This window comes from Pseudomonas sp. NPDC077186 (assembly GCF_044543505.1).
GTDB lineage: Bacteria > Pseudomonadota > Gammaproteobacteria > Pseudomonadales > Pseudomonadaceae > Aquipseudomonas.
Genome location: NZ_JBITWE010000005.1, coordinates 1 through 20571, shown reverse-complemented (window position 1 = coordinate 20571; position 20571 = coordinate 1). Strand labels below are relative to the sequence as shown.

Annotated in this window: 15 protein-coding genes and 2 rRNA genes; 3 read left to right on the top strand and 14 right to left on the bottom strand. The window is 65.5% G+C overall.

Annotated features, from left to right (window positions below; all coding sequences use genetic code 11):
* Positions 1–17: 17 nt before the first annotated feature.
* The 9 genes from ACIGKL_RS18300 to ACIGKL_RS18260 form a co-directional block, all read right to left on the bottom strand.
* Positions 18–809: an energy transducer TonB gene (locus tag ACIGKL_RS18300; protein WP_397487898.1), complete on the bottom strand. Its 792-nt coding sequence runs from the start codon at positions 807–809 to the stop codon at positions 18–20.
* Positions 806–2353, bottom strand: a complete 1548-nt coding sequence (locus tag ACIGKL_RS18295) for a 2-isopropylmalate synthase (RefSeq protein WP_397487897.1) — start codon at positions 2351–2353, stop codon at positions 806–808. Before ACIGKL_RS18295 ends, ACIGKL_RS18300 begins: the two co-directional genes overlap by 4 nt.
* A gap of 257 nt (positions 2354–2610) precedes the next feature.
* Positions 2611–3855 carry a saccharopine dehydrogenase family protein gene (locus tag ACIGKL_RS18290; protein WP_397487896.1) on the bottom strand — a complete coding sequence of 415 codons (1245 nt, stop codon included), beginning with the start codon at positions 3853–3855 and terminating at the stop codon, positions 2611–2613.
* A 126-nt stretch (positions 3856–3981) separates the two neighbouring features.
* Positions 3982–5079, bottom strand: coding sequence for a carboxynorspermidine decarboxylase (locus tag ACIGKL_RS18285; RefSeq protein WP_397487895.1), 1098 nt, complete (start codon positions 5077–5079; stop codon positions 3982–3984).
* A gap of 240 nt (positions 5080–5319) precedes the next feature.
* Positions 5320–7647 (bottom strand): DUF6160 family protein, encoded by a 2328-nt coding sequence (locus ACIGKL_RS18280; protein ID WP_397487894.1) that lies wholly within the window; start codon positions 7645–7647, stop codon positions 5320–5322.
* A gap of 11 nt (positions 7648–7658) precedes the next feature.
* Complete coding sequence (locus tag ACIGKL_RS18275; protein ID WP_397487893.1) at positions 7659–8249, bottom strand: DUF6160 family protein; 591 nt, start codon at positions 8247–8249, stop codon at positions 7659–7661.
* Positions 8236–9294, bottom strand: a complete 1059-nt coding sequence (locus ACIGKL_RS18270) for a hypothetical protein (protein WP_397487892.1) — start codon at positions 9292–9294, stop codon at positions 8236–8238. The genes ACIGKL_RS18275 and ACIGKL_RS18270 overlap by 14 nt, the downstream gene beginning before the upstream one ends.
* Positions 9295–9296: 2 nt before the next feature.
* Positions 9297–10316, bottom strand: coding sequence for a DUF6160 family protein (locus tag ACIGKL_RS18265; RefSeq protein WP_397487891.1), 1020 nt, complete (start codon positions 10314–10316; stop codon positions 9297–9299).
* A 185-nt stretch (positions 10317–10501) separates the two neighbouring features.
* Positions 10502–11104 (bottom strand): hypothetical protein, encoded by a 603-nt coding sequence (locus tag ACIGKL_RS18260; protein ID WP_021446240.1) that lies wholly within the window; start codon positions 11102–11104, stop codon positions 10502–10504.
* 225 nt (positions 11105–11329) lie between these two features.
* Between ACIGKL_RS18260 and mksB the strand changes: the two genes are divergently transcribed.
* The 3 genes from mksB to mksF all read left to right on the top strand — a co-directional run bounded on the left by mksB (position 11330) and on the right by mksF (position 16164).
* Complete coding sequence (gene mksB / locus ACIGKL_RS18255) at positions 11330–12565, top strand: Mks condensin complex protein MksB (protein ID WP_397487890.1); 1236 nt, start codon at positions 11330–11332, stop codon at positions 12563–12565.
* A 78-nt stretch (positions 12566–12643) separates the two neighbouring features.
* Positions 12644–13336, top strand: a complete 693-nt coding sequence (gene mksE, locus ACIGKL_RS18250; RefSeq protein ID WP_072426137.1) for an Mks condensin complex protein MksE — start codon at positions 12644–12646, stop codon at positions 13334–13336.
* Positions 13333–16164, top strand: coding sequence for an Mks condensin complex protein MksF (gene mksF / locus ACIGKL_RS18245; RefSeq protein ID WP_397487889.1), 2832 nt, complete (start codon positions 13333–13335; stop codon positions 16162–16164). The genes mksE and mksF overlap by 4 nt, the downstream gene beginning before the upstream one ends.
* 224 nt (positions 16165–16388) lie before the next feature.
* On the opposite strand, the gene ACIGKL_RS18240 is transcribed toward mksF, so the two are convergent.
* From ACIGKL_RS18240 to ACIGKL_RS18220, 5 genes are all read right to left on the bottom strand, one after another.
* Positions 16389–18692 carry an MlaD family protein gene (locus tag ACIGKL_RS18240; RefSeq protein WP_397487888.1) on the bottom strand — a complete coding sequence of 768 codons (2304 nt, stop codon included), beginning with the start codon at positions 18690–18692 and terminating at the stop codon, positions 16389–16391.
* Complete coding sequence (locus ACIGKL_RS18235) at positions 18685–19302, bottom strand: paraquat-inducible protein A (protein ID WP_397487887.1); 618 nt, start codon at positions 19300–19302, stop codon at positions 18685–18687. Before ACIGKL_RS18235 ends, ACIGKL_RS18240 begins: the two co-directional genes overlap by 8 nt.
* A complete protein-coding gene (locus ACIGKL_RS18230; protein ID WP_397487886.1) occupies positions 19289–19948 on the bottom strand; it encodes a paraquat-inducible protein A in 660 nt (219 codons plus the stop codon). The genes ACIGKL_RS18235 and ACIGKL_RS18230 overlap by 14 nt, the downstream gene beginning before the upstream one ends.
* A gap of 156 nt (positions 19949–20104) precedes the next feature.
* A 5S ribosomal RNA gene (rrf, locus tag ACIGKL_RS18225) occupies positions 20105–20220 on the bottom strand.
* Between the two features lie 159 nt (positions 20221–20379).
* A 23S ribosomal RNA gene (locus tag ACIGKL_RS18220) occupies positions 20380–20571 on the bottom strand; the annotation flags it as partial.

Below are 20571 nucleotides of genomic sequence, written 5' to 3'. Positions count from 1 at the left end.
TCGGCGGCAGGTGGCACTCAGGCGTCGGGGGTTTTCAGCCAGCGCCGACGAACGCGCTGCATGGCCTGCCACAGCTCGCGCTTGCGCGCCGGCTCTTCCATCAGCAGCTCCAGGCCCGGCAACGCCCAGCAGGCGCCGAGGCCGTCGATCTGCAGCTCGCGGTTGTAGCTGTGCTCGTCGCCCTCGCCGGCGAAGCGAATGGCCGGCAGGCCGACCAGCCACAGGCAGGTGCTGGGCTGCTCTTCCAGGCGCGCGGCGACGAAGCTCTGCACGAACTCCAGCGCCGCCTGCGGGCCCTGATCCAGATTGCCGCGCACCAGCAGCGGCCAGCGCACCGGCTCGCCGAGCAGTTGCGGGCTGTCCGGCAGGCCGGCGGCGCGCAGCAGGTCCTTGAGCAGGATGTAGGCCGGGTCGCGGCTCTGGAACGGCTCGCCGGTGGGCAGCTCCACCAGCAGCGCGCAGTCGCCGGCGCGCAGCAGTTGCAGGGCGAAACGCGGCGGCGGCGCGGCGACGCGGGCCGGCTTTTCCTCAACCGGCGCCGGCTCCTCGACCACCGCGGCGGCCTGGCGCGGCTGGGCACCGGGACGCGGCACCTCGATCTTCGGTCGCTCGACGGGCGCCGGCGCAACCTCGCGCGCCACCGTCGGGGCCGCGACCGGCTCGACCGGCATTTCGGCCTCTACTTCCGCCTGCGGCGGCTCCAGCAGCTCGGGCCGCGAGGGCGCGGCGAAGGGCAGTACGGTGCGCGGCAGCCAGCTGGCCACCTGCATGGCGCCCAGGTAGGCACGCCGACGGAGCTCGGGGATCACACGCCCTCCACTTGCGGATGCGCCTTCTGCCCGACCTGCATCAGGTTCAGCGCGTTGATATAGGCCTTGGCCGAGGCCACCAGGATATCGGTGTCGGCGCCGTTACCGTTGACGATGCGCCCGCCCTTCTCCAGGCGCACGGTGACCTCGCCCTGCGAATCGGTGCCCTGGGTGATGGCGTTGACCGAATACAGCAGCAGCGTGGCCTCGGAGGCGGCTATGGCCTCGATGGCCTTGAAGGTGGCGTCCACCGGGCCGGAGCCCTGGGCATTGGCGGGCTGCTCGCGGCCCTCGACGCTGACCACGACCTGCGCCTGCGGCACCTCGCCGGTCTTGCTCGCCACCTCCAGGGTGACCAGCTTGTAGTGCTCCGGCGCCTCCTCGGCCAGGGTGTCGGAGACCAGCGCCTGCAGGTCCTCGTCGAAGATCTCGTGCTTCTTGTCGGCCAGCTCCTTGAAGCGGGCGAAGGCGGCGTTCAGCTCGGCCTCGCCGGCCAGGACGATGCCCAGCTCGTCCAGGCGCGAGCGGAAGGCGGCGCGCCCGGAGTGCTTGCCCATCACCATCTTGTTGGTGTTCCAGCCCACCGACTGGGCGGACATGATCTCGTAGGTCTCGCGGTGCTTGAGCACGCCGTCCTGGTGGATGCCGGACTCGTGGGCGAAGGCGTTGGCGCCGACTATGGCCTTGTTCGGCTGCACCGGGAAGCCGGTGATGCCGGAGACCATGCGCGAGGTGCTGAGGATGTGCGGCGTGTCGATGTTGGTGTGCACGCCGAGCAGGTCCTGGCGGGTCTTGATCGCCATGACGATCTCTTCCAGCGCGGCGTTGCCGGCGCGTTCGCCGAGGCCGTTGATGGTGCACTCGACCTGACGCGCACCGGCCACCACGGCGGCCAGGGAGTTGGCCACGGCCAGGCCCAGGTCGTTGTGGCAGTGCACCGAGAAGATCGCCTTGTCGGCGTTGGGAATGCGTTCGAGCAACTGGCGGATGGTGTCGGCGTACTGGTGCGGGATGGCGTAGCCGACGGTGTCGGGGATGTTGATGGTGCGCGCGCCGGCGTCGATGGCCGCCTCGATGATGCGGCAGAGGAAGTCGATCTCCGAACGCCCGGCGTCCTCACAGGAGAACTCCACGTCGCTGCACAGGTTGCGTGCCTTCTTCACCGCCTTGACCGCCTGCGCCACCACGTCGTCCGGCTGCATGCGCAGCTTGTACTGCATATGGATCGGGCTGGTGGCGATAAAGGTGTGGATGCGCCCGGAGTTGGCCCCGGCCAGCGCCTCGGCGGCGCGCTCGATATCGGCGTCCACCGCGCGCGACAGGCTGCACACGGTGCTGTCCTTGATGTTGTCGGCGATCGCCTTGACCGCGGCGAAGTCGCCCGGGCTGGCGATGGCGAAGCCGGCCTCGATCACGTCCACCCGCAGGCGCTCCAGGGCCTTGGCGATGCGCAGCTTCTCCTCGCCGGTCATGGAGGCGCCGGGGCTCTGCTCGCCGTCGCGCAGGGTGGTGTCGAAGATGATGACGCGATCGTTGCTGCTCATAGGGGGTTCCTCACGGCTGCCGGGGCGCCCTTCGTGGGGGCGTCTGTAATCGGCCGATTGTCGCGTGAAATGGGCGGGGCGGGAAGCGCAGGTATCGCCGGGTGGGTTTATCGCGTAGGGCGGACATGCCGAAGGCTTGTCCGCCGCGTTACCGGTCACGGTGGACAAGGCTGCGCCATGTCCACCCTACGCCAGACGGCAAAACGCCCGCCAAAATGGCGGGCGCTTTGCCGATCAGGTGCACGGGGCGCAGTCGATCAGAGCGGCTGATCCCAGGGACGGTCGCCGTGCTCGTCCTTGATGCGGGTGGGCAGGCCCATCACGTCCAGCAGCTTGAGGAAGGGCTCGGCCGGCAGCTGTTCGACGTTGACCATGCGCCGTGCATCCCACTCGCCACGCGCCACCAGCAGGGCGGCGGCAACCGGCGGTACGCCGGCGGTGTAGGAGATGCCCTGGCTGTCGGTCTCGGCGAAGGCTTCTTCGTGGTCGGCGACGTTGTAGATAAACAGCTCGCGCGGCTGGCCATCCTTGGTGCCCTTGACCAGGTCGCCGATGCAGGTCTTGCCACTGTAGCCCGGCGCCAGCGAGGCGGGATCGGGCAGCACGGCCTTGACCACTTTCAGCGGTACCACTTCGAGACCTTCAGCGGTCTTGACCGGCTGCTCGGAGAGCAGGCCGAGGTTCTTCAGCACGGTGAACACGTTGATGTAGTGGTCGCCGAAGCTCATCCAGAAGCGCACGTTCGGTACGTCGAGGTGCTTGGACAGCGAGTGCACCTCGTCATGGCCGGTCAGGTACAGGTTCTGCTCGCCCACCACCGGCAGATCGTCGGTGCGTTTGACTTCGAACATGCGGTTGCTCACCCACTGGCTGTTCTGCCAGCTGTAGACCGTGCCGGTGAATTCGCGGAAATTGATTTCCGGGTCGAAATTGGTGGCGAAGTACTTGCCGTGCGAACCGGCGTTGACGTCGAGGATGTCGATCGACTCGATCTTGTCGAAGTACTGTTGTTGCGCCAGGGCGGCATAGGAGTTGACCACGCCCGGGTCGAAACCGACGCCGAGGATGGCGGTCACGCCCTTTTCCTGGCATTCGGCCAGGTGCTTCCACTCGTAGTTGCCGTACCACGGCGGGGTTTCACAGATCTTGCTCGGATCTTCGTGGATGGCGGTGTCCAGATAGGCGACGCCGGTGTCGATACAGGCGCGCAGCACGGACATGTTGAGGAACGCCGAACCGACGTTGATGACGATCTGCGATTCGGTTTCGCGGATCAGTGCCTTGGTCGCTTCCACGTCCAGGGCGTTCAGCGCATAGGCCTTGATCTCGCCGGGCTGCTTGAGGCCGCCCTTGGCCTGCACGCTGTCGATGATGGCCTGGCATTTGGAGATGTTGCGCGACGCAATTGCAATGCGACCTAACTCGTCATTGTGTTGCGCGCACTTATGGGCCACCACCTTGGCAACACCTCCTGCACCAATGATCAGGACATTCTTCTTCAATTGTTCCACCTCCTAGTACTGCGTTATTGAAAGCGTTTGATGAGGTGGGCTGAAGCGGATCGCCGCCCGGCCCACCCTACGGGTCAAGACTGGGTGTAGGGTGGGCTTCAGCCCACCGCAGCAATGTCAGGACAGGCTCGACAGGTAGTCGTCGAACTCGAACTGGCGCACCACCTCGACGCTACCGTCGAGTTGTTTCACCACGATGGATGGCATCTTCAGGCCATTGAACCAGTTCTTCTTGACCATGGTGTAACCGGCTGCGTCGATGAACGACAGGCGATCGCCGATCTGCAGCGGCTGGTCGAACTGGTATTCGCCGAAGATATCGCCGGCCAGGCAGGATTTGCCGCAGACCATGTAGCTGTGCTCGCCATCGTTCGGCGCCATCTTGGCGTTAAGGCGGTAGATCAACAGGTCGAGCATGTGCGCTTCGATGGAGCTGTCGACCACCGCCAGGTGCTTGCCGTTGTACAGGGTGTCGAGCACGGTCACTTCCAGCGAGGCGCTCAGGGTGATCGCCGCTTCGCCCGGCTCCAGGTAGACCTGCACGCCGTATTTTTCCGAGAAGGCCTTCAGCCGCGCGCAGAAGGCGTCGATGGGATAGCCCTCGCCAGTGAAGTGGATGCCGCCGCCGAGGCTGACCCACTCGACCTGGGCGATCAGGTGGCCGAAACGCTCCTCGATGCGGGTCAGCATCTGGTCGAACAGCTCGAAGCTGCCGTTCTCGCAGTTGTTGTGGAACATGAAGCCGCTGATCTGGCCCATGACCTTGGCGATCTTCTCCGGGTCCCACTCGCCGAGGCGGCTGAACGGGCGCGCCGGGTCGGCCAGCAGGTAGTCGGAGCTGCTCACCTGCGGGTTGACGCGCAGGCCGCGGATGGTGCCGGAGGTACGCTCGGCGAAGCGCTCGAGCTGGCCGATGGAGTTGAAGATGATCTTGTCGCAGTTGGCGACCATCTCTTCGATCTCGTCGTCGGCCCAGGCCACGCTGTAGGCGTGGGTCTCGCCGGCGAACTTCTGTCGGCCGAGCTTGAGCTCGTAGAGCGAGGACGAGGTGGTGCCGTCCATGTACTGCTGCATCAGGTCGAACACCGACCAGGTGGCGAAGCACTTCAGCGCCAGCAGCGCCTTGGCCCCGGAGTTCTCGCGCACGTAGGCGATCCTCTCCAGGTTGACCAGCAGCTTCTGTTTGTCGATGAGGTAGTACGGCGTTTGGATCATCTCGTAGCCCCCGCAAGGTCGGCCGATGAGGGGCCTTGCGGCCCCCCAGAAAAAAGTGGAGGCGAATTGTGCCGATTACCGACAAATATCGAAAGGGCATTGGAGATTTTTTGTACAACGGGCGATTACCGGTTGCTCCGCCAGCGAGTAGGGTGCGCTGTGCGCACCACCGGTGTACGAAGCGTTGGTGCGCATAGCGCACCCTACGAGTCGTCAATTACAAAGGCGTGACCACCGCCTTCAGTTGATCGGCGTAGCGGTCAGGTTGGCGCGGATATCGGCGTTCTGCAGCTTCATGCCGTACATGGAGGTGACCGCGCCGCCGCTGGGATGGACGTTCTGGATGCGGTCGATGTTGATTTCCTTGAAGTGCACCCGGCCGTTGACGGCGAAGCCCAGCGGGTCGGGCGTCACCGGCGGGCAGCCGCTGGCGCCCTTGTCGCAGACCTTGGTCGGCGCAACGTCGAGGTTGAGGTCGACGCGCACGCCGTAGCTGTTGGCATTGGCGTCGGCCGGATTGGCGTCGGAGGTGTGGAAGTTGTCCACCACCAGCTGCGCGCCGCTGCCGTTGACGCCACCCACCCGGTCCGTCTCGATGATCAGCTGGTTGCGCTTCTCGCTGGCCGAGACGCTGCCCGCCGGGTTGCCCGAGGTGTCGCGGACGAAGACGTTCTTCAGCCCGGCGCTCAGGCCCTCGTTGCCGCGGTCTTCCCAGCGCCCGCCGCTGGCCGAGCAGGCCGAGGCATTGGCGCCGCTGCCGCCGACGCACAGCGCGCCGGCGCCGCCGGAGCTGAGGCTGAGGGTGGAGCCCTGCTCGTAGCGGCGCAGCACGATGCGACCGAGGCTGTGGCCGGTGCTGCGGTCGCCCCAGCGCAGGTCATTGACGTCCAGGGTCGACCAGTAGGTGCCCTTGTTCAATTGCACGCCGTCCTGGGTCACGTCCAGCGAACCGTCGCGAAAGTGCATGTCGTAGCGCGTGCCGGACAGCCACAGGCCCTTGCCGCTCTCGTCGACGGTGATCGCCGCGTTGGCGTCGCTGATCAGAAAGTCGGCGTTGTAGCGCAGACCGTCGCCGCTGGCGCCGCCGGGGCGGATGGTCAGTTGGCCGTTGAGGGTGAAATCGTAGGCCGGGAAGATTTCCAGCAGCACCAGCAGTTCGGTGCCGCCCTGCAGCGGCGCATCGGCCGTGCCGACGCGCAGGCCGTCGAAGCTGTAGCTGCCGACCACATTCTTCAGGCCCAGGCGCAGGCCGTCGAAGTGGCCGTCGTAGCCGCCGCTGCCCGGCTGGGTATTGGCGCTGCCGGCGTAGCAGCCGGCGCTGACGCCGCCGGCGCAGCTCTTGGTCAGATCCAGGCTGAGCTGGCCGCTGCCATGGGTGCGCAGGCCGCTGAACCACAGGCTGTTGCCGTTATCGGTGAGCGAGACCGAACTGCTGATCATGTTCCACGAGACATCGGCGCTGATGCCCTTGAGCCCGGAATTGGCATCGCCGCCGGGGCGCAGCCTGAACCAGTTCTGCCGCGCGCCCTGATCCTGGAAATTGAGGTCCAGGGCCAGGCTGCCGATCTTCTGGTTGCTCGGGTTGCCGATGATCAGGCCGCCGAGGCTGGCGTTGAGCTTGAGGTCCTGAAAGGCCAGTTGCGCATAGCGGCCGCTGCCGTCCTCGCCCAGGTCGAGGGTGATGCCGTTCTGGCTGCTGAGCACGCCGGCGAAGTTCTCCGCGCGCAGCACGCCGTCGTCCCGGTACTGGAACAGGCTGTTGGCAATGGTGATCTGCGGGATCAGGCGCAGCCCCTCGCCAGTGGCGCCGCCGCCGGCGATGCGGACGCTGCCGCCCAGGCGCAGGTCCATGTCCAGCTGGCCGAAGCTGCGCCCGTGCTCGGGATGGCGGGTATCCGGCGCGCCGGGAGTGACCGCCACGCCCGGCACGGGGTCGCCATGGGCCAGGTCGAGGTTGATCGCGCCGATATGGCCGACGAAGCGCGAGTCGCCCAGGTCGAGGCGGATCGCCGAACCGTCGCCTCCGCCGACTATGTCCAGGTAGGCGTTGTTCAAATAGGTGTCGAAGGACAGGTCGCGCACGATCAGGTCGAGGCCGTTGTCGCGGTAATAGAAGGTCACCGCATCCAGGCTCAGGCGGCTGTCGTCGAGGCTGAAACCGGCAACCCCGCTGGCGCCGCCACCACGCAGCTTGAGGCTGGCGCCCAGGCTATAGAAGGCGCGGAAGGCGCCGAAGCTCTTGTCGCTGCCGGCGAAGCCAACATTGCTGATCGCCAGCTGGTTGGGCCGGCCCTGATGCTCGATCTGCAGCCGCTCGTCGACCACGTCGAGCTGCGTGGTGGAAACGCTATCAGCCTGCTGGGGGCGACTGGAAACACCCTCAAGGCGCAGACTCTGGCCGTCATCGCGATACTCGACGCTGCCTGCCGACCAGCCGCCACCGGCGGTTTCGATGCTGATGCCGCCGCGGCCGCTGACGCCGGCCAGGCTGTCGTCGTCCAGCGCCTGCATGGCCCAGACCGGTGAGCTGCCAAGCAGGAGCGCTGAAAGCCAAGCGTGACGCTGCATGATGCGGCTCCTCAATTGGTCGGGAAGATCAGTACGCTGCCCTGCATGCGGATGCTGCCGTCGATCTTGGCCGAGAAGATATTGGTCTGCTGATAGCTCGGATCGCCACCGTTGGCGGCGCTCAGCGCCTTGTTCTTCCAGCCGCCCTGACTGGCCACGCCGAAGGCGAAGTTGCCGTCCTTGAAGCGAATCTCGTTGGGCAGGCCAAGCGCCAGCACCTCCTGCTCGCCGCCCGCGCCGGTCAGGGTGCGGGTATCCAGGGTCAGGCCCTCGAAGCTGAAGATGCCCTTGAGGTTGTCCAGCACGTACCAGCCGGCGTTGGCGCCGGAGCGGATGGCCAGGCGCAGGCCGCAGCTCTCGGGGCTGGCCGCGCCGGCCAGGGCGCAGCTGCGCTGGTTGGCCGTCCACTGCGCCGGGTCGTTGCCGGCCGGCGTGCCCCAGAGCACGCCGCCGTCCTTGTTGATGCTGAATTCGCCGGACAGGTAGACCCCGCCCTGCCCGCTCAGCTCACTGAGCGCGTCGTCGTCCAGCGCCTGCAGCTCGGCCAGGGCCAGCGCCGGCAACAGGGCAAGGGCGGCGGCGATTCGGCTAGCGCAGGTCATAGCTGCTCACCTTGAGGTAGTTGAAGCTGAGCCCGGAAATCTCGTTGCGGCCGAAGTTGTAGCCGCCGGCGGGAATCGCGGTCGGGCTGCTGCGCGTGCCGCCGACGGTCAGGTTGTCGAACAGCAGATTGGTGCGCGGCGCGTTGGCGTAGAAATCGGTCGCCAGGGCCTGGCGTTGTGCCGCGCTGGTGCCAGCGGCGGTGGGGTTCTGCAGTTCCAGCACGAACTGGCCGTCGGCGCTGGAGCGCAGGCGTAACGGCTGCGACTTGCCATAGCCCAGGGCGATATTGGCGTAGCCGTTGGTGATATAGAGGGTACGCGCGCCGCGCTGGGCGGCGGTCTCGCCGGCGGTATCGCAGTTGGCCTGGGCGCAGGACATGATCTCCAGGGTCTTGGCGAAGATATTCACCCGCGCCTCGCCGACCAGCTCGCCGTTGCCGTTCTGCCCGGGGTCGCCCCACAGGCGCAGGTAGGAGCCGTCCATCACCAGTTGGTGGAAGTCCAGGGCGAGCATCTCGGTACGCCCGGCCGCCACCTGGAAGTCGAAGCGCATGCCCAGATCGGCGCGCCCGCTGGCACCGGTGGAGCAATTGGAGCCGGCGCCGGCGTAGCTGGCGATACAGGGGTTGCCGCCGGCCTGCAGACGCTCGGGGAAGTTGAACGACAGCACGGCGACATTGCTGGGCGTGGTCTGCACCCACTGACCGTCGTCGCGCAGGGTGCGCAGCTCTTCGCCCTTGGCCAGTTCCAGCTCGAAGGGATGGTCGAGGCTGCCGATGGTCACCGGGTTGAGATTGCTGCCCTTGTTGCTGCCGGCGGCGCCCAGGTAGAGGTTCTTCAACGAAATGGGCACGTTCTGCCCCTGATCGTTGGTGATGTCGTTGATCACGATCTGCGCGCCGGAGCCATCCAGCAGCACCTGATCCAGCACGAAGCCCAGACCGGCGCCCTGCACGTCGGAGAGTTCCTGATCACTCAGCGGCTCCATGGCCGACGCCAGCGACCAGCTCGACACGCAGACAATCAGCAACAGGCGGCGTTTCATCGTCAGCACCCCTTCATGGCACTACCCAGGCAGGTGTCCTGCCGCGGGATACCGTTGAACGCCTGCTCGAAATCGAACTTGATGCCCGCCACCAGGTTGCCGTTGGCGTCGCGGTACTTGGGGATATTGAGGAAAGCGCCGGCCACGGTATTGATCAGGGCGGAGGTGTCCATATCGCGCCACTGCATGTCCTTGAGCTGCAGGGAGATAAACACGCCCTTGGCCGCCTGTTCCATGCCCGGTGCGCTGACGTTGCCGACGTCCAGCGACTGGAACTGATTCAACGGGAAGCAGGTCTGGATCCCCAGCAAGGCGCAGTTACTCGAGCTGAACCAACTCAACGCACCGCTGAACAGCCCGCAGTTACTGATGCAGGTCAGTTGCCTGCCATTCGGTAGGCCCGCCGTGTTCGCCCGGATCGGATCGGGAGCGCCGCCACTGGTCACCAACATGGCCTCGGAACCCACGATGGTGTTGTCGCCAACCCCGGCTATATCCATCAGAAGGCGCGTCCCCCACCCCGCTGCGTCACGAATGGGCTTGGCACGCCCCTCAAGCTGCACCGGAATATTGCCGGTCAGGTGCGAGATATCCCCGGACAGCACGCCTTTGGCCTCGCCGAAGCCGATGCGCACGCCGACCACCTGATTGCCCTCGTAGGCCAGCTCCAGGTAGGGATCGACAATCTGGAAGGGGTTGATCGTATCGTTGGGACCGACCGTGCCCAGGGCGAAGTTGTTGATCAGGATGTCCGAGGCGCGGGTCTCGCCCGCGCGCGGATAGCCGCCCAGTTCCAGTTTCTTGATATTGAGCTGGGTGTCCACCTTGAGGCCGAAGTTGACCCGGGTGTAGTTGACCTGCCCGGCGGTGTCGGTGGTGAGGTTGATAAAGGCCTGCCCGGTGATATCGGAGAGTTCCTCATCCGCCAGCTCCTCCAGCTTGGCCTGAGCCACCGGCGCGACCAGCAGCGAGGCGCACAGCAACGCCAGAGCAGGTTTGGCGAAACGGCAGGACTGGCGCATGGCGGAACCCCTTTTCTTATGGTGGCGGTCGAGCGCTCCGACTCGAACCCTTATGGCCACTATAAGGAGGCCTGCGCCAGGACGGCCCGACCCATAGTCGAGAAAAGGACGTCAAATAGCCGCCTGCCGCGGCGCGCTCAGGGCGGCGGTGTTACCGCCGGCAACAGCGGCGTAACACCCGCCCGTCAGCCCTGGCGGAACAACGCCAGCAGGTGCTCGGCAATAGTGCCGCGGATGGCGTCGATGCTCAGCTGCGAGCAGTGCGCCAGCTTGTGCGGGTTGATCCGGTGCAGGTGCAGCGACGGCATGCGCGCCTCGTACTCGCGCAGATCGCCCTTCACCAGCACCGGCAGGAAATGCTCGCCGCGTGCGCGATAACGCTCGATCAGCAGGCGCAGGCCGTCCTGGAACGGCAGCTCGCGCGAGGCCACCAGGCGAAACTCGCCGGGCACCTTGAGGTACAGCCCGGTCTCGCCCACCGCCTCGCCCGGCAGGATATGCACCCCGGTGGCCTCCACGGCGTCGGCCGGGATATCGTGGAAGGTGTCGTGCCAGGCCAGCTCGTCCGGCAGGATGGTGATGCTGCCCGCCTCCTGCGGCACCACGAAGCTGTAGTTGCTGTAGAGCTTTTCCACGTAGCTGGAATAGATACACAGGCGGTTTTCGAAGCGCTTGAGAAAGGCGATGGCCTCGCTGCGGTCGGTGATGGCGTCCAGCTCCCAGTCCAGGTCGCGCTGGTGCTGCAACTCTTGCCAACAGGCGTCGATACTCAGGGCGGTGGCGGGCATGGGCGAACTCTGGCGGCAAGGCTATGCGCAGCTCTTTGCAGAAAGTGCGCCAGCCGCCAGGCAGCGCTTTTTCCACCCATATCAAGGACTTGTCCGGCACCTCCGGGCCCGCCGCGTCCCAATGTGCCGCAACGCGTCACCTGCCTCTGATCGACTCGCGCTCAAACCCGGCACCCGCCTTGCAGTACAATCGCCTCTTTTCACTTGCCTGGACCCGGCGCCTCGATGATCGATCCCAAGCGCGTATTGCGCGCCCTCGCCGAACACTGGACGTTGCTCGAACCGCTCTGCGAGCGTTTCGACGCCGGCACCCTGAGCCTGGTGGAGCTGCGCGGCCAGCTCGCCGCGCAGCTGCCCGACGCCACGCCCAGCGACACCACCGCCCTGCTCGACACCTGGATTCGCCTGGACATCCTGGTGCCGGTGGCCAAGAGCCCCAACCGTTTCGAGCTCAACGCGCAGATCCACGATTTTCTCGCCTACCTGCGCCGCGAGCACCGCCTCGGCCTGTGCCTGGAGATCGAAGCCTACCTGCGCCACCTGGAGCGCCTGGCCGGCTATATCCAGGACGCCTTCGAAGTGCGCGACGCCAACGACCTGGCGCGTCAGTTGCGTCTGCTCGATATGCGCGTACGCGACGTGCTGAAGAAGCTGGCCAACGATGAACAGGCGCTGGTCGGCGTGGCCGACCGGGCCAAGACCAGCGACCGGCAGATTCCCCTGCGCCAGCGCTACGCCGAGGTGCTGGCCACCTGGGACGAATACGTCGAGCCGATGATCCAACTGGTCGCCGCCGACGGCGCCTTCGAGCAGGGCGTGCGCCGCGTCGAACAGGTGCTGCTGCGCCTGCTCGGCGACCAGCAGCGCCTCGGCCAACTGGTCGACGACGACCTGCTGCTGCGCACCCACGCACGCATCCTGGAAATGCAGACCACCGCCCAGCTGACCCTGCGCAAGGCTCGCGAGCTGCTGCTGCCGCTGCGCGAGGAAGCCCGCCGGCACAACGCCGTGACCCGTGGCGCCGCACTGGCGCTATCGGTGATCCGCAAGAAGGGCATCGACGCCGTGCCGCAGGCGGCCATGCCGCTGTTCACCCGGCCGCAGAGCAACTTCCTCGGCTCAGCCAGCCAGGTCGAGGCCTACGTCTATGCCCTGGCGCGCTTCGAAGCCAAGCCGGCGCACTTCCCCAAGGCCAGCGGCAGCCGCAAGGGCGGCGCGCCCAAGGCGCCGAAGACCGCGCGGGAAATGATCGAGCGCTGCGAGCAGGCCCTGCCGCTGCCGGACCTGATGGCCTGGCTGCTGGAGCAGGAGCCGGAAGGCGCCACCGACGAGTTGCTCTACTGGTTCTCGCGCCTGTCGCGCGAGTCGCGCTTCCAGCGTGAACGCCTGGAGCGCCGCCAGTACCTGACGCGCGAACACGAGGTCAGCCTCAGCTCCTATGCCCTGCTCAAGACTCCGTAGGGTGCGCCGTGCGCACCATAACCGACGACCCGGTGCGCACGGCGCACCCTACTCGGCTCCACTAGCCAACGGATTGCCATGAACATCGATCTAAAAGAAATGACCCAGCTCGCGGCCGCCTTCCGCGACCTGTTCAAGGGTTACCACATCTCGCGCAGCGAGCCGGAGTGCTACGCCCAGCTGTCCAGCATGCAGGACCAGTACCGCGCGCTGTTCCGCGCTCTCGGCTTCGAGCTGGTGTGCGACCCGCGCGGCTTCTACTACTTCGTCCCCGAGCAGGTCGCCCCACAGGTGAACAAGACCGCCCAGCGCCTGGCGCTGTTCACCTTCATTCTGGTCGAACACCTCGCCGACCAGGGACGCGACCCGCTCTCCGTGCTCGACGGCGGCAGCATCGGCCGTGACGAGCTGCCGGCGCTGCTGGAGAAATACCGCGACCTGTTCCTGCAGGCCGAAGTCACCACCTTCGAGGAGCTGGAAGACAAGATCATCCGCCGCCTCACCCAGCTCGGCTTCGCCGAGGACAGCAACGGCGTGTACCGCTTCCTGCCGCCGATGCACCGTTTCCTCGACGTCTGCCTGTCGGTGCAGCATGACCGCGACCTGGCCGCCAGCCTGCACAGCAGCGACCTGCCGCTACCGGCGCCGGTGCTGCTGGACGATGATGGCGATGCCGATCCAGTCGAAGCCGTGGACGGTGAAGAATCCGAGGAAGACGCCCTGGCCCGCGCCATGGCCGAAGAACGCGCTGCACAGGAGATGGACGCATGAGCCAGGAACGCTACGGCATCCGCCGCTTCGCCCTGCTGAACACCGCCGGCTACAGCCTCGGCCTGTTCCCGCTGGAAAACCCGCTGTCGGTATACGGCGCCAACAACCTGGGCAAATCCGCCTCGATCAACGCCCTGCAGTTCCCGATCCTGGCGCGCATGTCGGACATGAGCTTCGGCAAGTACAGCCTGGAAGCCTCGCGCAAGTTCTACTTCGCCAGCGACACCAGCTACATCCTCGTCGAAGTCGCCCTGCCCCATGGCCCGCACGTGATCGGCGTGGCCGGTCGCGGCCCGGGTGGCGGCTTCGGCCACCAGTTCTTCGCCTACGCCGGCGAGCTGGATCTGGAGCATTACCAGCAGAACGGCACCTGCCTGCGCCAGCGCGAACTGTTCAAGAACCTCGGCCAGGCCGGCATCACCGCCTATGAGCTCAAGCCCGACGAACTGCGTCGCCTGCTGGTCGGCGGCCACACCAGCATCCCGCTGGACCTGACCCTGATCCCGCTGCGCTCGACCAGCGAGCAGAGCCTGAAGACCTTCCGCGCGCTGTTTATCAACCTGCTGCATATGCGCGAGATCACCGCCGCCAAGCTCAAGCAGCTGTTCCTCGACGCCTTCGAGCACAGCCTGCGTTCGGGTAGCGTCGACTATATCGCCGCCACCGAGGAAGCCTTCCGTGACGTGCGCCGCATGGAGCAGGACTACCAGGCGCTGGTCACCGCCGGCCCGCTGATCGAGGCGCTGGCCTCGGGTGTGGCCCAGCGCGAAGTGCTGCGCGGCAAGCTGCACCGCCTCTCGCCGCTGCTCGACAACCTGCTGGGCACCTGGCACGACTACGCCGATGCGCGCAAGGAAGAGCTGGTGATCCAGGCCGAGCACTACAAGGGCGAGCAGGACGGCCTGCAGAACGAACAGCGCGGCGGCACCGCCGAGCTGATGCGCCTGGAGCGCGAGATCAGCGAAATCCAGCGCTGGCTGGGTGAGCTGTCGGTACTGAAGAACCGCTTCGCCCTGGTGGAAAACGCCAAGGTGCTGGAAGAGCAACTGCTCGCCGCCAAGGACGCCCACGACGAATTGGCCGGCGCCCTGGCTCAGTCGCGGCAGTTCTCCAGCGAAGACCTGGACGAGCGCCTGCGCGACCTGGAGAAGCGCCTCAAGTCAGTCAAGCAGCAGCTCGATCACGCCGACAACAACAGCTACTCGCGCCTACGCGAGGAATTCAGCCAGCAAGATGTGGATAGGCTAATGCGCCTATTTAACGGCCAGCTGTTCAGTCTGCCGCTGGGCGAGAAAGGCATCCAGGCCGAGGGCGACGACTGGGTCAAAGCGGTCGAGGCGGTACTGGATCGCTTCAAGGGCGACACCTTCGCCGTGCCGGGCCTGTCCATCGACCTCAGCCATATCGAGCCGCCGGCGCTGCAGGCACTGGCCGACCGCGCCGCCCTGCGCGATCAGAAGGATCGCCTGGAGCGCGAGCTCAAGCAGCTCAAGAGCCAGCAGTCGGTAGCCGCCGACCGCGCCGCCAGCAAGGCCCAGGCCGAAACCCTGTACCAGGCCGTGCTGGATGCGCAGAAAGCGCTGGAAGACTTCCGCAAGAGCCAGACCTTGGCCGCCGAGGAGCCGCAGAAGCTGGAGCGTCTGGCCGAGCTGGAAGGCGCCCAGGACGAACTCAAGCGCGCCAGCGATGCCTTCGCCGAACGCGTGCAGCAGCTGTCCGCCAAGCTGCAACTGGTCGGCCGGCAACTGGCCGACCTGGAAGCCAAGGAGCGCACTCTGGAAGACGCCCTGCGCCGCCGCCAGTTGCTGCCGGCCGACCTGCCGTTCGGCACGCCGTTTATGGAGCCCGTCGACGACAGCCTGGACAACCTGCTGCCGCTGCTCAACGACTACCAGGACACCTGGCAGGCGCTACAACGCATCGACGGCCAGATCGAGGCGCTCTATGCCCAGGTACGCCTCAAGGGCGTGGCCAAGTTCGATAGCGAAGACGACGTCGAGCGTCGCCTGCAACTGCTGGTCAACGCCTACGCCCACCGCCAGGACGAGGCCCTGACCCTGGCCAAGGCACGCCGTGCGGCGGTGACCGATATCGCCCGTACCCTGCGCAATATCCGCAGCGACTACGACAACCTCGAGCATCAACTGGCGCTGTTCAACCGCGAGATCAACAAGCGCCAGGTGTCCAACCTGCAGAGCTTCCGCATCGTCCTGGCGCCGAACAAGGAAGCCCTGCGCCATATCGACCAGATCATCCACAGCGCCGGTCAGTACGAAGAAGGCGAGACCCTGTCGGTGTTCGACCTGTCGCAATCGGCCGACCAGGACGCCAAGAACGAGGAGGCCAAGGACTACCTGTCGCGCCTGGTCGCCGCCAACGGCAACCAGCTGGGCCTCAAGGACCTGTTCGAGCTGGCCTTCGAGATCACCAAGGTGCATGGCCAGCCGGTCATCCACACGGATATCGATGGTGCCGCCTCCAACGGCACCACCATGACCATCAAGGCGCTGACCAACATGTATCTGTTGCTGCACCTGATGGACCGCGAGCAGGCCGGGCGCGTACGCCTGCCCTACTACCTCGACGAGGCGGCGGACATCGACGAACGCAACCAGCAGGCGCTGATCGAGACCAGCCTGCAGCTCGGCTTCGTACCAATCCTGGCCTCGGTCAAGCCGCAGGTCTCGGCCCATGTGGCCATCGACCTGGAAGGCGGCAGCGGCCCCAACGGCATCTATATCGACGAGGCGGACTGGAAGTTCATCAAGCCGCGCGAAAGTGCCAAGGTCCAAGCACCGCAGCAGGAAGAAGCGGTCGAGCCGGCTTGACGGCCTATCGCGGCTAAAGCCCCTCCCACGCGGCAGGAGACTGTGGGAGGGGCTTTAGCCGCGAGCTATATGGCGATGGGGTAAAGGTTGCGGCCTAGGCTGGATGGCGCTTTTCACCGGCACCAACGCGCAAGGCCAATTATCGTAGGAGCGGCTTCAGCCGCGAACGCCTGCCATCGGCACTTCGCGGCTAAAGCCGCTCCTACGCCACATCAGGGTGCCGCTCACTGCTCCAGCACGATCTTCGGCGCCCACTGCATCCAGACATCCTGCGGCTCGTCGAACAGTGCAAAGGTCTGCCCCGGCTGCGCCGGCCCGCCCATCTCCGGATTGTTCGGCGTGGCGAAGGCGATACCACCCTCGATCAACGCCTCCAGCGACTCGGTGCGCACCTTCACGCCCTTGAACAGCCCGGCATCCACGCCGATGCCGCTGGCATTCCAGAAGCGGCTGCCGCTGCGCACCAGCGGTGCGTAACGCGGCTCGATCAGCACATGGATCAGCACCCGATCCGAGGTCGGCCCCAGTTCGAAGTTCACCACCTTGCCCACCGGGATCTCACGATAGCTGACCAGTACGCCGGGCTTGATCGAGCCGCGCCGCGCCGCGCTAAGCACCAGGCGCAGGCCCTCTTCGCGCGCACTCTGACTGGGCGGGCTGCCCAACGCGGTGAACTCCAGCCGCCGCGCGCCCGGCTTGGCTGCCGGCTGCACTTCCAGATACTGACCGCTGACCAGGGTACCCAGGTTGGCGGCGCGGGTCAGACTCAGTTCCGGCTTGATCACCCAGAACTGCGTGCCCTCGCGGGCGATACGCTCGGCTGCCTCGGTGATGCGCACGCCCAGCACCACGGCCTGCAGGTCGTCGGTGAGGCTCATGCTCTCCACCTTGCCGACCTCCAGGCCCTTGTAGCGGATCGCCGTGCCGGGCTGCAGGCCGTCGCCATTGGCGACGCGGATGCTGATCGCTTGCCCAGGCTGCAGGGCGCTGTCGCGATCGGCGTACAGGCTGAAACGCTGCACCCGCCGGTCGCTCCTGGCCGCTTGCGGCTCGGGCGTCTCGAAGGCGATGCCGCCGGCCAGCAGGGTCTGCAGCGACTCGCTCTTCACCTCCACCCCCGACAACCCGCCCTTGAGGGTGATGCCACTGGCATTCCAGAAACGGGTCGAGGTGTTGATCAGATGGCTGTACTCCGGCTCGATGTGCACGCCCAGCACCACTTGGCGGTCGTCGCGCGACAACTGGAAGCTCTGCACCGAGCCCACCTTGATCTGCCGATAGAGGATCGGGCTGCCCACCTCCATCGACCCCAGGTTGTCGCTGAACAGCACCAGGTGCAGCCCCGGCGCGCCCAGATCCAGCGGCGGCGCCTTGGGCCGCGCCACGAACTCGCGCAGCGGCGGATTGCCGCTTTCGCCGGGACGAATGGCGATGTAGTTGCCCTTGACCAGCGCCTCCAGACCAGTGATGCCGGCCAGCGAGATCGACGGCCTGACCACCCAGAAATCGGTGCCCTCGACTAGGTAGTCTTCGGTACGCGGGTCAAGCATCAGCTCCACCTGGGCACCGCCCAGGTCGGCATCGACCTTGAACGTCTTCATGTGGCCGACCTGGATGCCCTTGTACATCACCGGCGTGCGGCCCGGCTCCAGGCCTTCGAAGTCGTGCAGCTTCAGCGCGACGCGGATACCGGCCTGCGCCGCGTCGTAGTCCTCGTAGAGGCGGAAGGGAATGCTCGGATCGGTGGCCGGACTGTCCTTGCGGTGCTCCGGCGTGGCGAAGGCGATTCCGCCGGCGACTATGCTGGCCAGCGACTCGGTACGCAGCTTGACTCCGGTCAGGCCGGCGTCGATGGACACACCGCTGGCGTTCCAGAAGCGCGTGTGCTTGCGCACCAGGCTGGCGTACTGCGGCTCGATGAACAGCTTCACCTCGACCGTGCTCTGATCCGCGCCCAACACGTAGCTCTTCACCCGACCGACCTGGATCTGCTTGTAGAACACCGGACTGTCCTTGCTCAAGGAGCCTAGGCGTTCGGCATTCAGGGTCAGGTGCAGACCGGGTACGTCGTCCGCCAGCGGCGGCGCCTCGGGCAGCGCGGTGAACGAGCGCGCCGGCTCCCCCTCCCCCGGACTGACGGCGATGTAGTTGCCGGACACCAGCGTCTCCAGTCCGGTAATGCCGGCCAGGGTCACGCTGGGCTTGACCAGCCAGAAACGCGTGCCGCTGAGCAGATGGGGCTCGGTTTCCTTGTCCATCTCCAGCGTGGCGATCACCCCGCGCCGCTCGCCACTGCGATCGAGCGCCAGTTCGGTGACCTTGCCGATGGCGATGCCCTTGAAGATCACCTCGGTCTTGCCGACCTGGATACCGGAGCCGTTCTCGAACAGCACCTGAATCTCGATGCCGGCCTGCGAATAGGCGCGCCAGGCCAGCCAGGCCCCTATCGCCAGGGCGAGCAGGGGCAACACCCAAATGGCGGACCAGTTCGAAGCGGGTCGAGTCTTGGCCGTAGGCAGATCAGTCATGGTCAGGTTCCGTGTTATCCCAGATCAGGCGGGGGTCAAAGGTGAGGGCGGCAAGCATGGTCAGAATCACCACGCTGGCGAAAGCGGCGGCACCGGCGCCGGGCTCGATACTGGCCAGGCTGCCGAAGTTCACCAGCGCCACCAGAATGGCAATGACGAAGATATCCAGCATGGACCAGCGGCCGATCCACTCGATGAAGCGATACATGAGGATGCGCTGGCGCGCCGACATCGGCTGATGACGCTGCACCGAATACAGCAGCAGCGCGATGCCGACCAGCTTGAAGGTCGGCACCAGGATGCTGGCGACGAACACCACCGCGGCAATCGGCAGCATGCCGTACTGGATCAGCTCGATCACCCCGCCCATGATGGTCGACGGCGCCCCCTTGCCCAGGCTGTTGACCGTCATGATCGGCAGCAGGTTGGCCGGAATATAGAGAATCGCCGCGGTCAGCAGCAACGCCCAGGTGCGTACCAGACTGTCGGGCCTGCGTGCATGCACCTGCGCGCCGCAGCGACTGCAATACTGCTGCTTGACGCCAGGGTCGACGGGGTTGAGCTGATGGCACTCATGGCAAACCAGCAATCCCGCATCAATCGCCCGCATGCACATCCTCCCCGGACAAGGCTTCCCAGATCTGATGCGGCGACATGGTCACCTCCAGCCATACCTGCACCAACAGCAGCGCGACGAAACAGGACAATCCCAAACCTAGGCTCAGGTCTGCCAGATCCAGCAGCTTGACTATCGCCACCAGGATGCCCATCAGATAGACCTCGAGCATGCCCCATTCGCGCATATGGTGATAAATGCGATATAGCAGCAAACCATAGCTGCGTCCGCAATCCAGGCGAATGCTCAGCAGCACCAACAACTGGCACAGCAGCTTGAGCAGAGGCACCGCCATGCTACTGAGAAAGACCACCAGGGCGATGCCCTGCATGCCGCTGTCGTAGAGCCCTACGACCCCGCTCCAGACGGTATCCTCGGTGGTCTGCCCCAACAGATTGAGCTGCATGATCGGCAGAAAGTTGGCCGGTATATAGAGCAGCAAGGCCGCGATCACCAGTGCCAGACTGCGCCTGATCACACGGTGGCGGTGGCGGAACAACTCATAGCCACAGCGCGGGCACTCGGCACTCTCGCCATCGCCCAAGCTCGGCTTGCGCATCAGCAGATCGCACTCATGGCAAGCGACCAACGCCTCCAGCGGAAGCGCCGCTAACTGCTGCTCGGTAGCCAAATCAGACATGAAGCCCCCCAGTGATATGGGCCTATTCTAGACGAGCCGCAGCAACGGACATACACAGGCGATCGGTGTCTCTTACGGCACAAGATGTGCCACGATTTTCCGACGCACAAAGAAGAAACCCCAGACCGCGTTGGCGATCTGGGGTTTCGTATAGGAGCTTGACGATGACCTACTCTCACATGGGGAAGCCCCACACTACCATCGGCGATGCGTCGTTTCACTGCTGAGTTCGGGATGGGATCAGGTGGTTCCAACGCTCTATGGTCGTCAAGCAATTTGTTGCTGTCGCGGGGTTAACCGTTACAGCGAATTGGGTATGTGACAGTCGTTTGGCTTGGCCCTGGGGCCTGTAGCTCTCGTGCAAATCTTCGGCATTCAGTCGACTTCACTATCGACACCCTCTGCTTCGCAGCAGATTGTTTGGGTGTTATATGGTCAAGCCTCACGGGCAATTAGTATGGGTTAGCTCAACGCCTCACAGCGCTTACACACCCCACCTATCAACGTCGTAGTCTTCGACGGCCCTTCAGGGAGCTCAAGGCTCCAGTGAGATCTCATCTTGAGGCAAGTTTCCCGCTTAGATGCTTTCAGCGGTTATCTTTTCCGAACATAGCTACCCGGCA

Excerpts from the sequence above, each read along its gene's own strand:
- ACIGKL_RS18240 (WP_397487888.1), bottom strand. The coding sequence starts at position 18,692 with ATGACTGATCTGCCTACGGCCAAGACTCGACCCGCTTCGAACTGGTCC.
- mksE (WP_072426137.1), top strand. The coding sequence starts at position 12,644 with ATGAACATCGATCTAAAAGAAATGACCCAGCTCGCGGCCGCCTTCCGC.
- ACIGKL_RS18230 (WP_397487886.1), bottom strand. The coding sequence starts at position 19,948 with ATGTCTGATTTGGCTACCGAGCAGCAGTTAGCGGCGCTTCCGCTGGAG.
- ACIGKL_RS18235 (WP_397487887.1), bottom strand. The coding sequence starts at position 19,302 with ATGCGGGCGATTGATGCGGGATTGCTGGTTTGCCATGAGTGCCATCAG.
- mksB (WP_397487890.1), top strand. The coding sequence starts at position 11,330 with ATGATCGATCCCAAGCGCGTATTGCGCGCCCTCGCCGAACACTGGACG.
- ACIGKL_RS18295 (WP_397487897.1), bottom strand. The coding sequence starts at position 2,353 with ATGAGCAGCAACGATCGCGTCATCATCTTCGACACCACCCTGCGCGAC.
- ACIGKL_RS18275 (WP_397487893.1), bottom strand. The coding sequence starts at position 8,249 with ATGACCTGCGCTAGCCGAATCGCCGCCGCCCTTGCCCTGTTGCCGGCG.
- ACIGKL_RS18265 (WP_397487891.1), bottom strand. The coding sequence starts at position 10,316 with ATGCGCCAGTCCTGCCGTTTCGCCAAACCTGCTCTGGCGTTGCTGTGC.
- mksF (WP_397487889.1), top strand. The coding sequence starts at position 13,333 with ATGAGCCAGGAACGCTACGGCATCCGCCGCTTCGCCCTGCTGAACACC.
- ACIGKL_RS18285 (WP_397487895.1), bottom strand. The coding sequence starts at position 5,079 with ATGATCCAAACGCCGTACTACCTCATCGACAAACAGAAGCTGCTGGTC.
- ACIGKL_RS18270 (WP_397487892.1), bottom strand. The coding sequence starts at position 9,294 with ATGAAACGCCGCCTGTTGCTGATTGTCTGCGTGTCGAGCTGGTCGCTG.
- ACIGKL_RS18260 (WP_021446240.1), bottom strand. The coding sequence starts at position 11,104 with ATGCCCGCCACCGCCCTGAGTATCGACGCCTGTTGGCAAGAGTTGCAG.
- ACIGKL_RS18280 (WP_397487894.1), bottom strand. The coding sequence starts at position 7,647 with ATGCAGCGTCACGCTTGGCTTTCAGCGCTCCTGCTTGGCAGCTCACCG.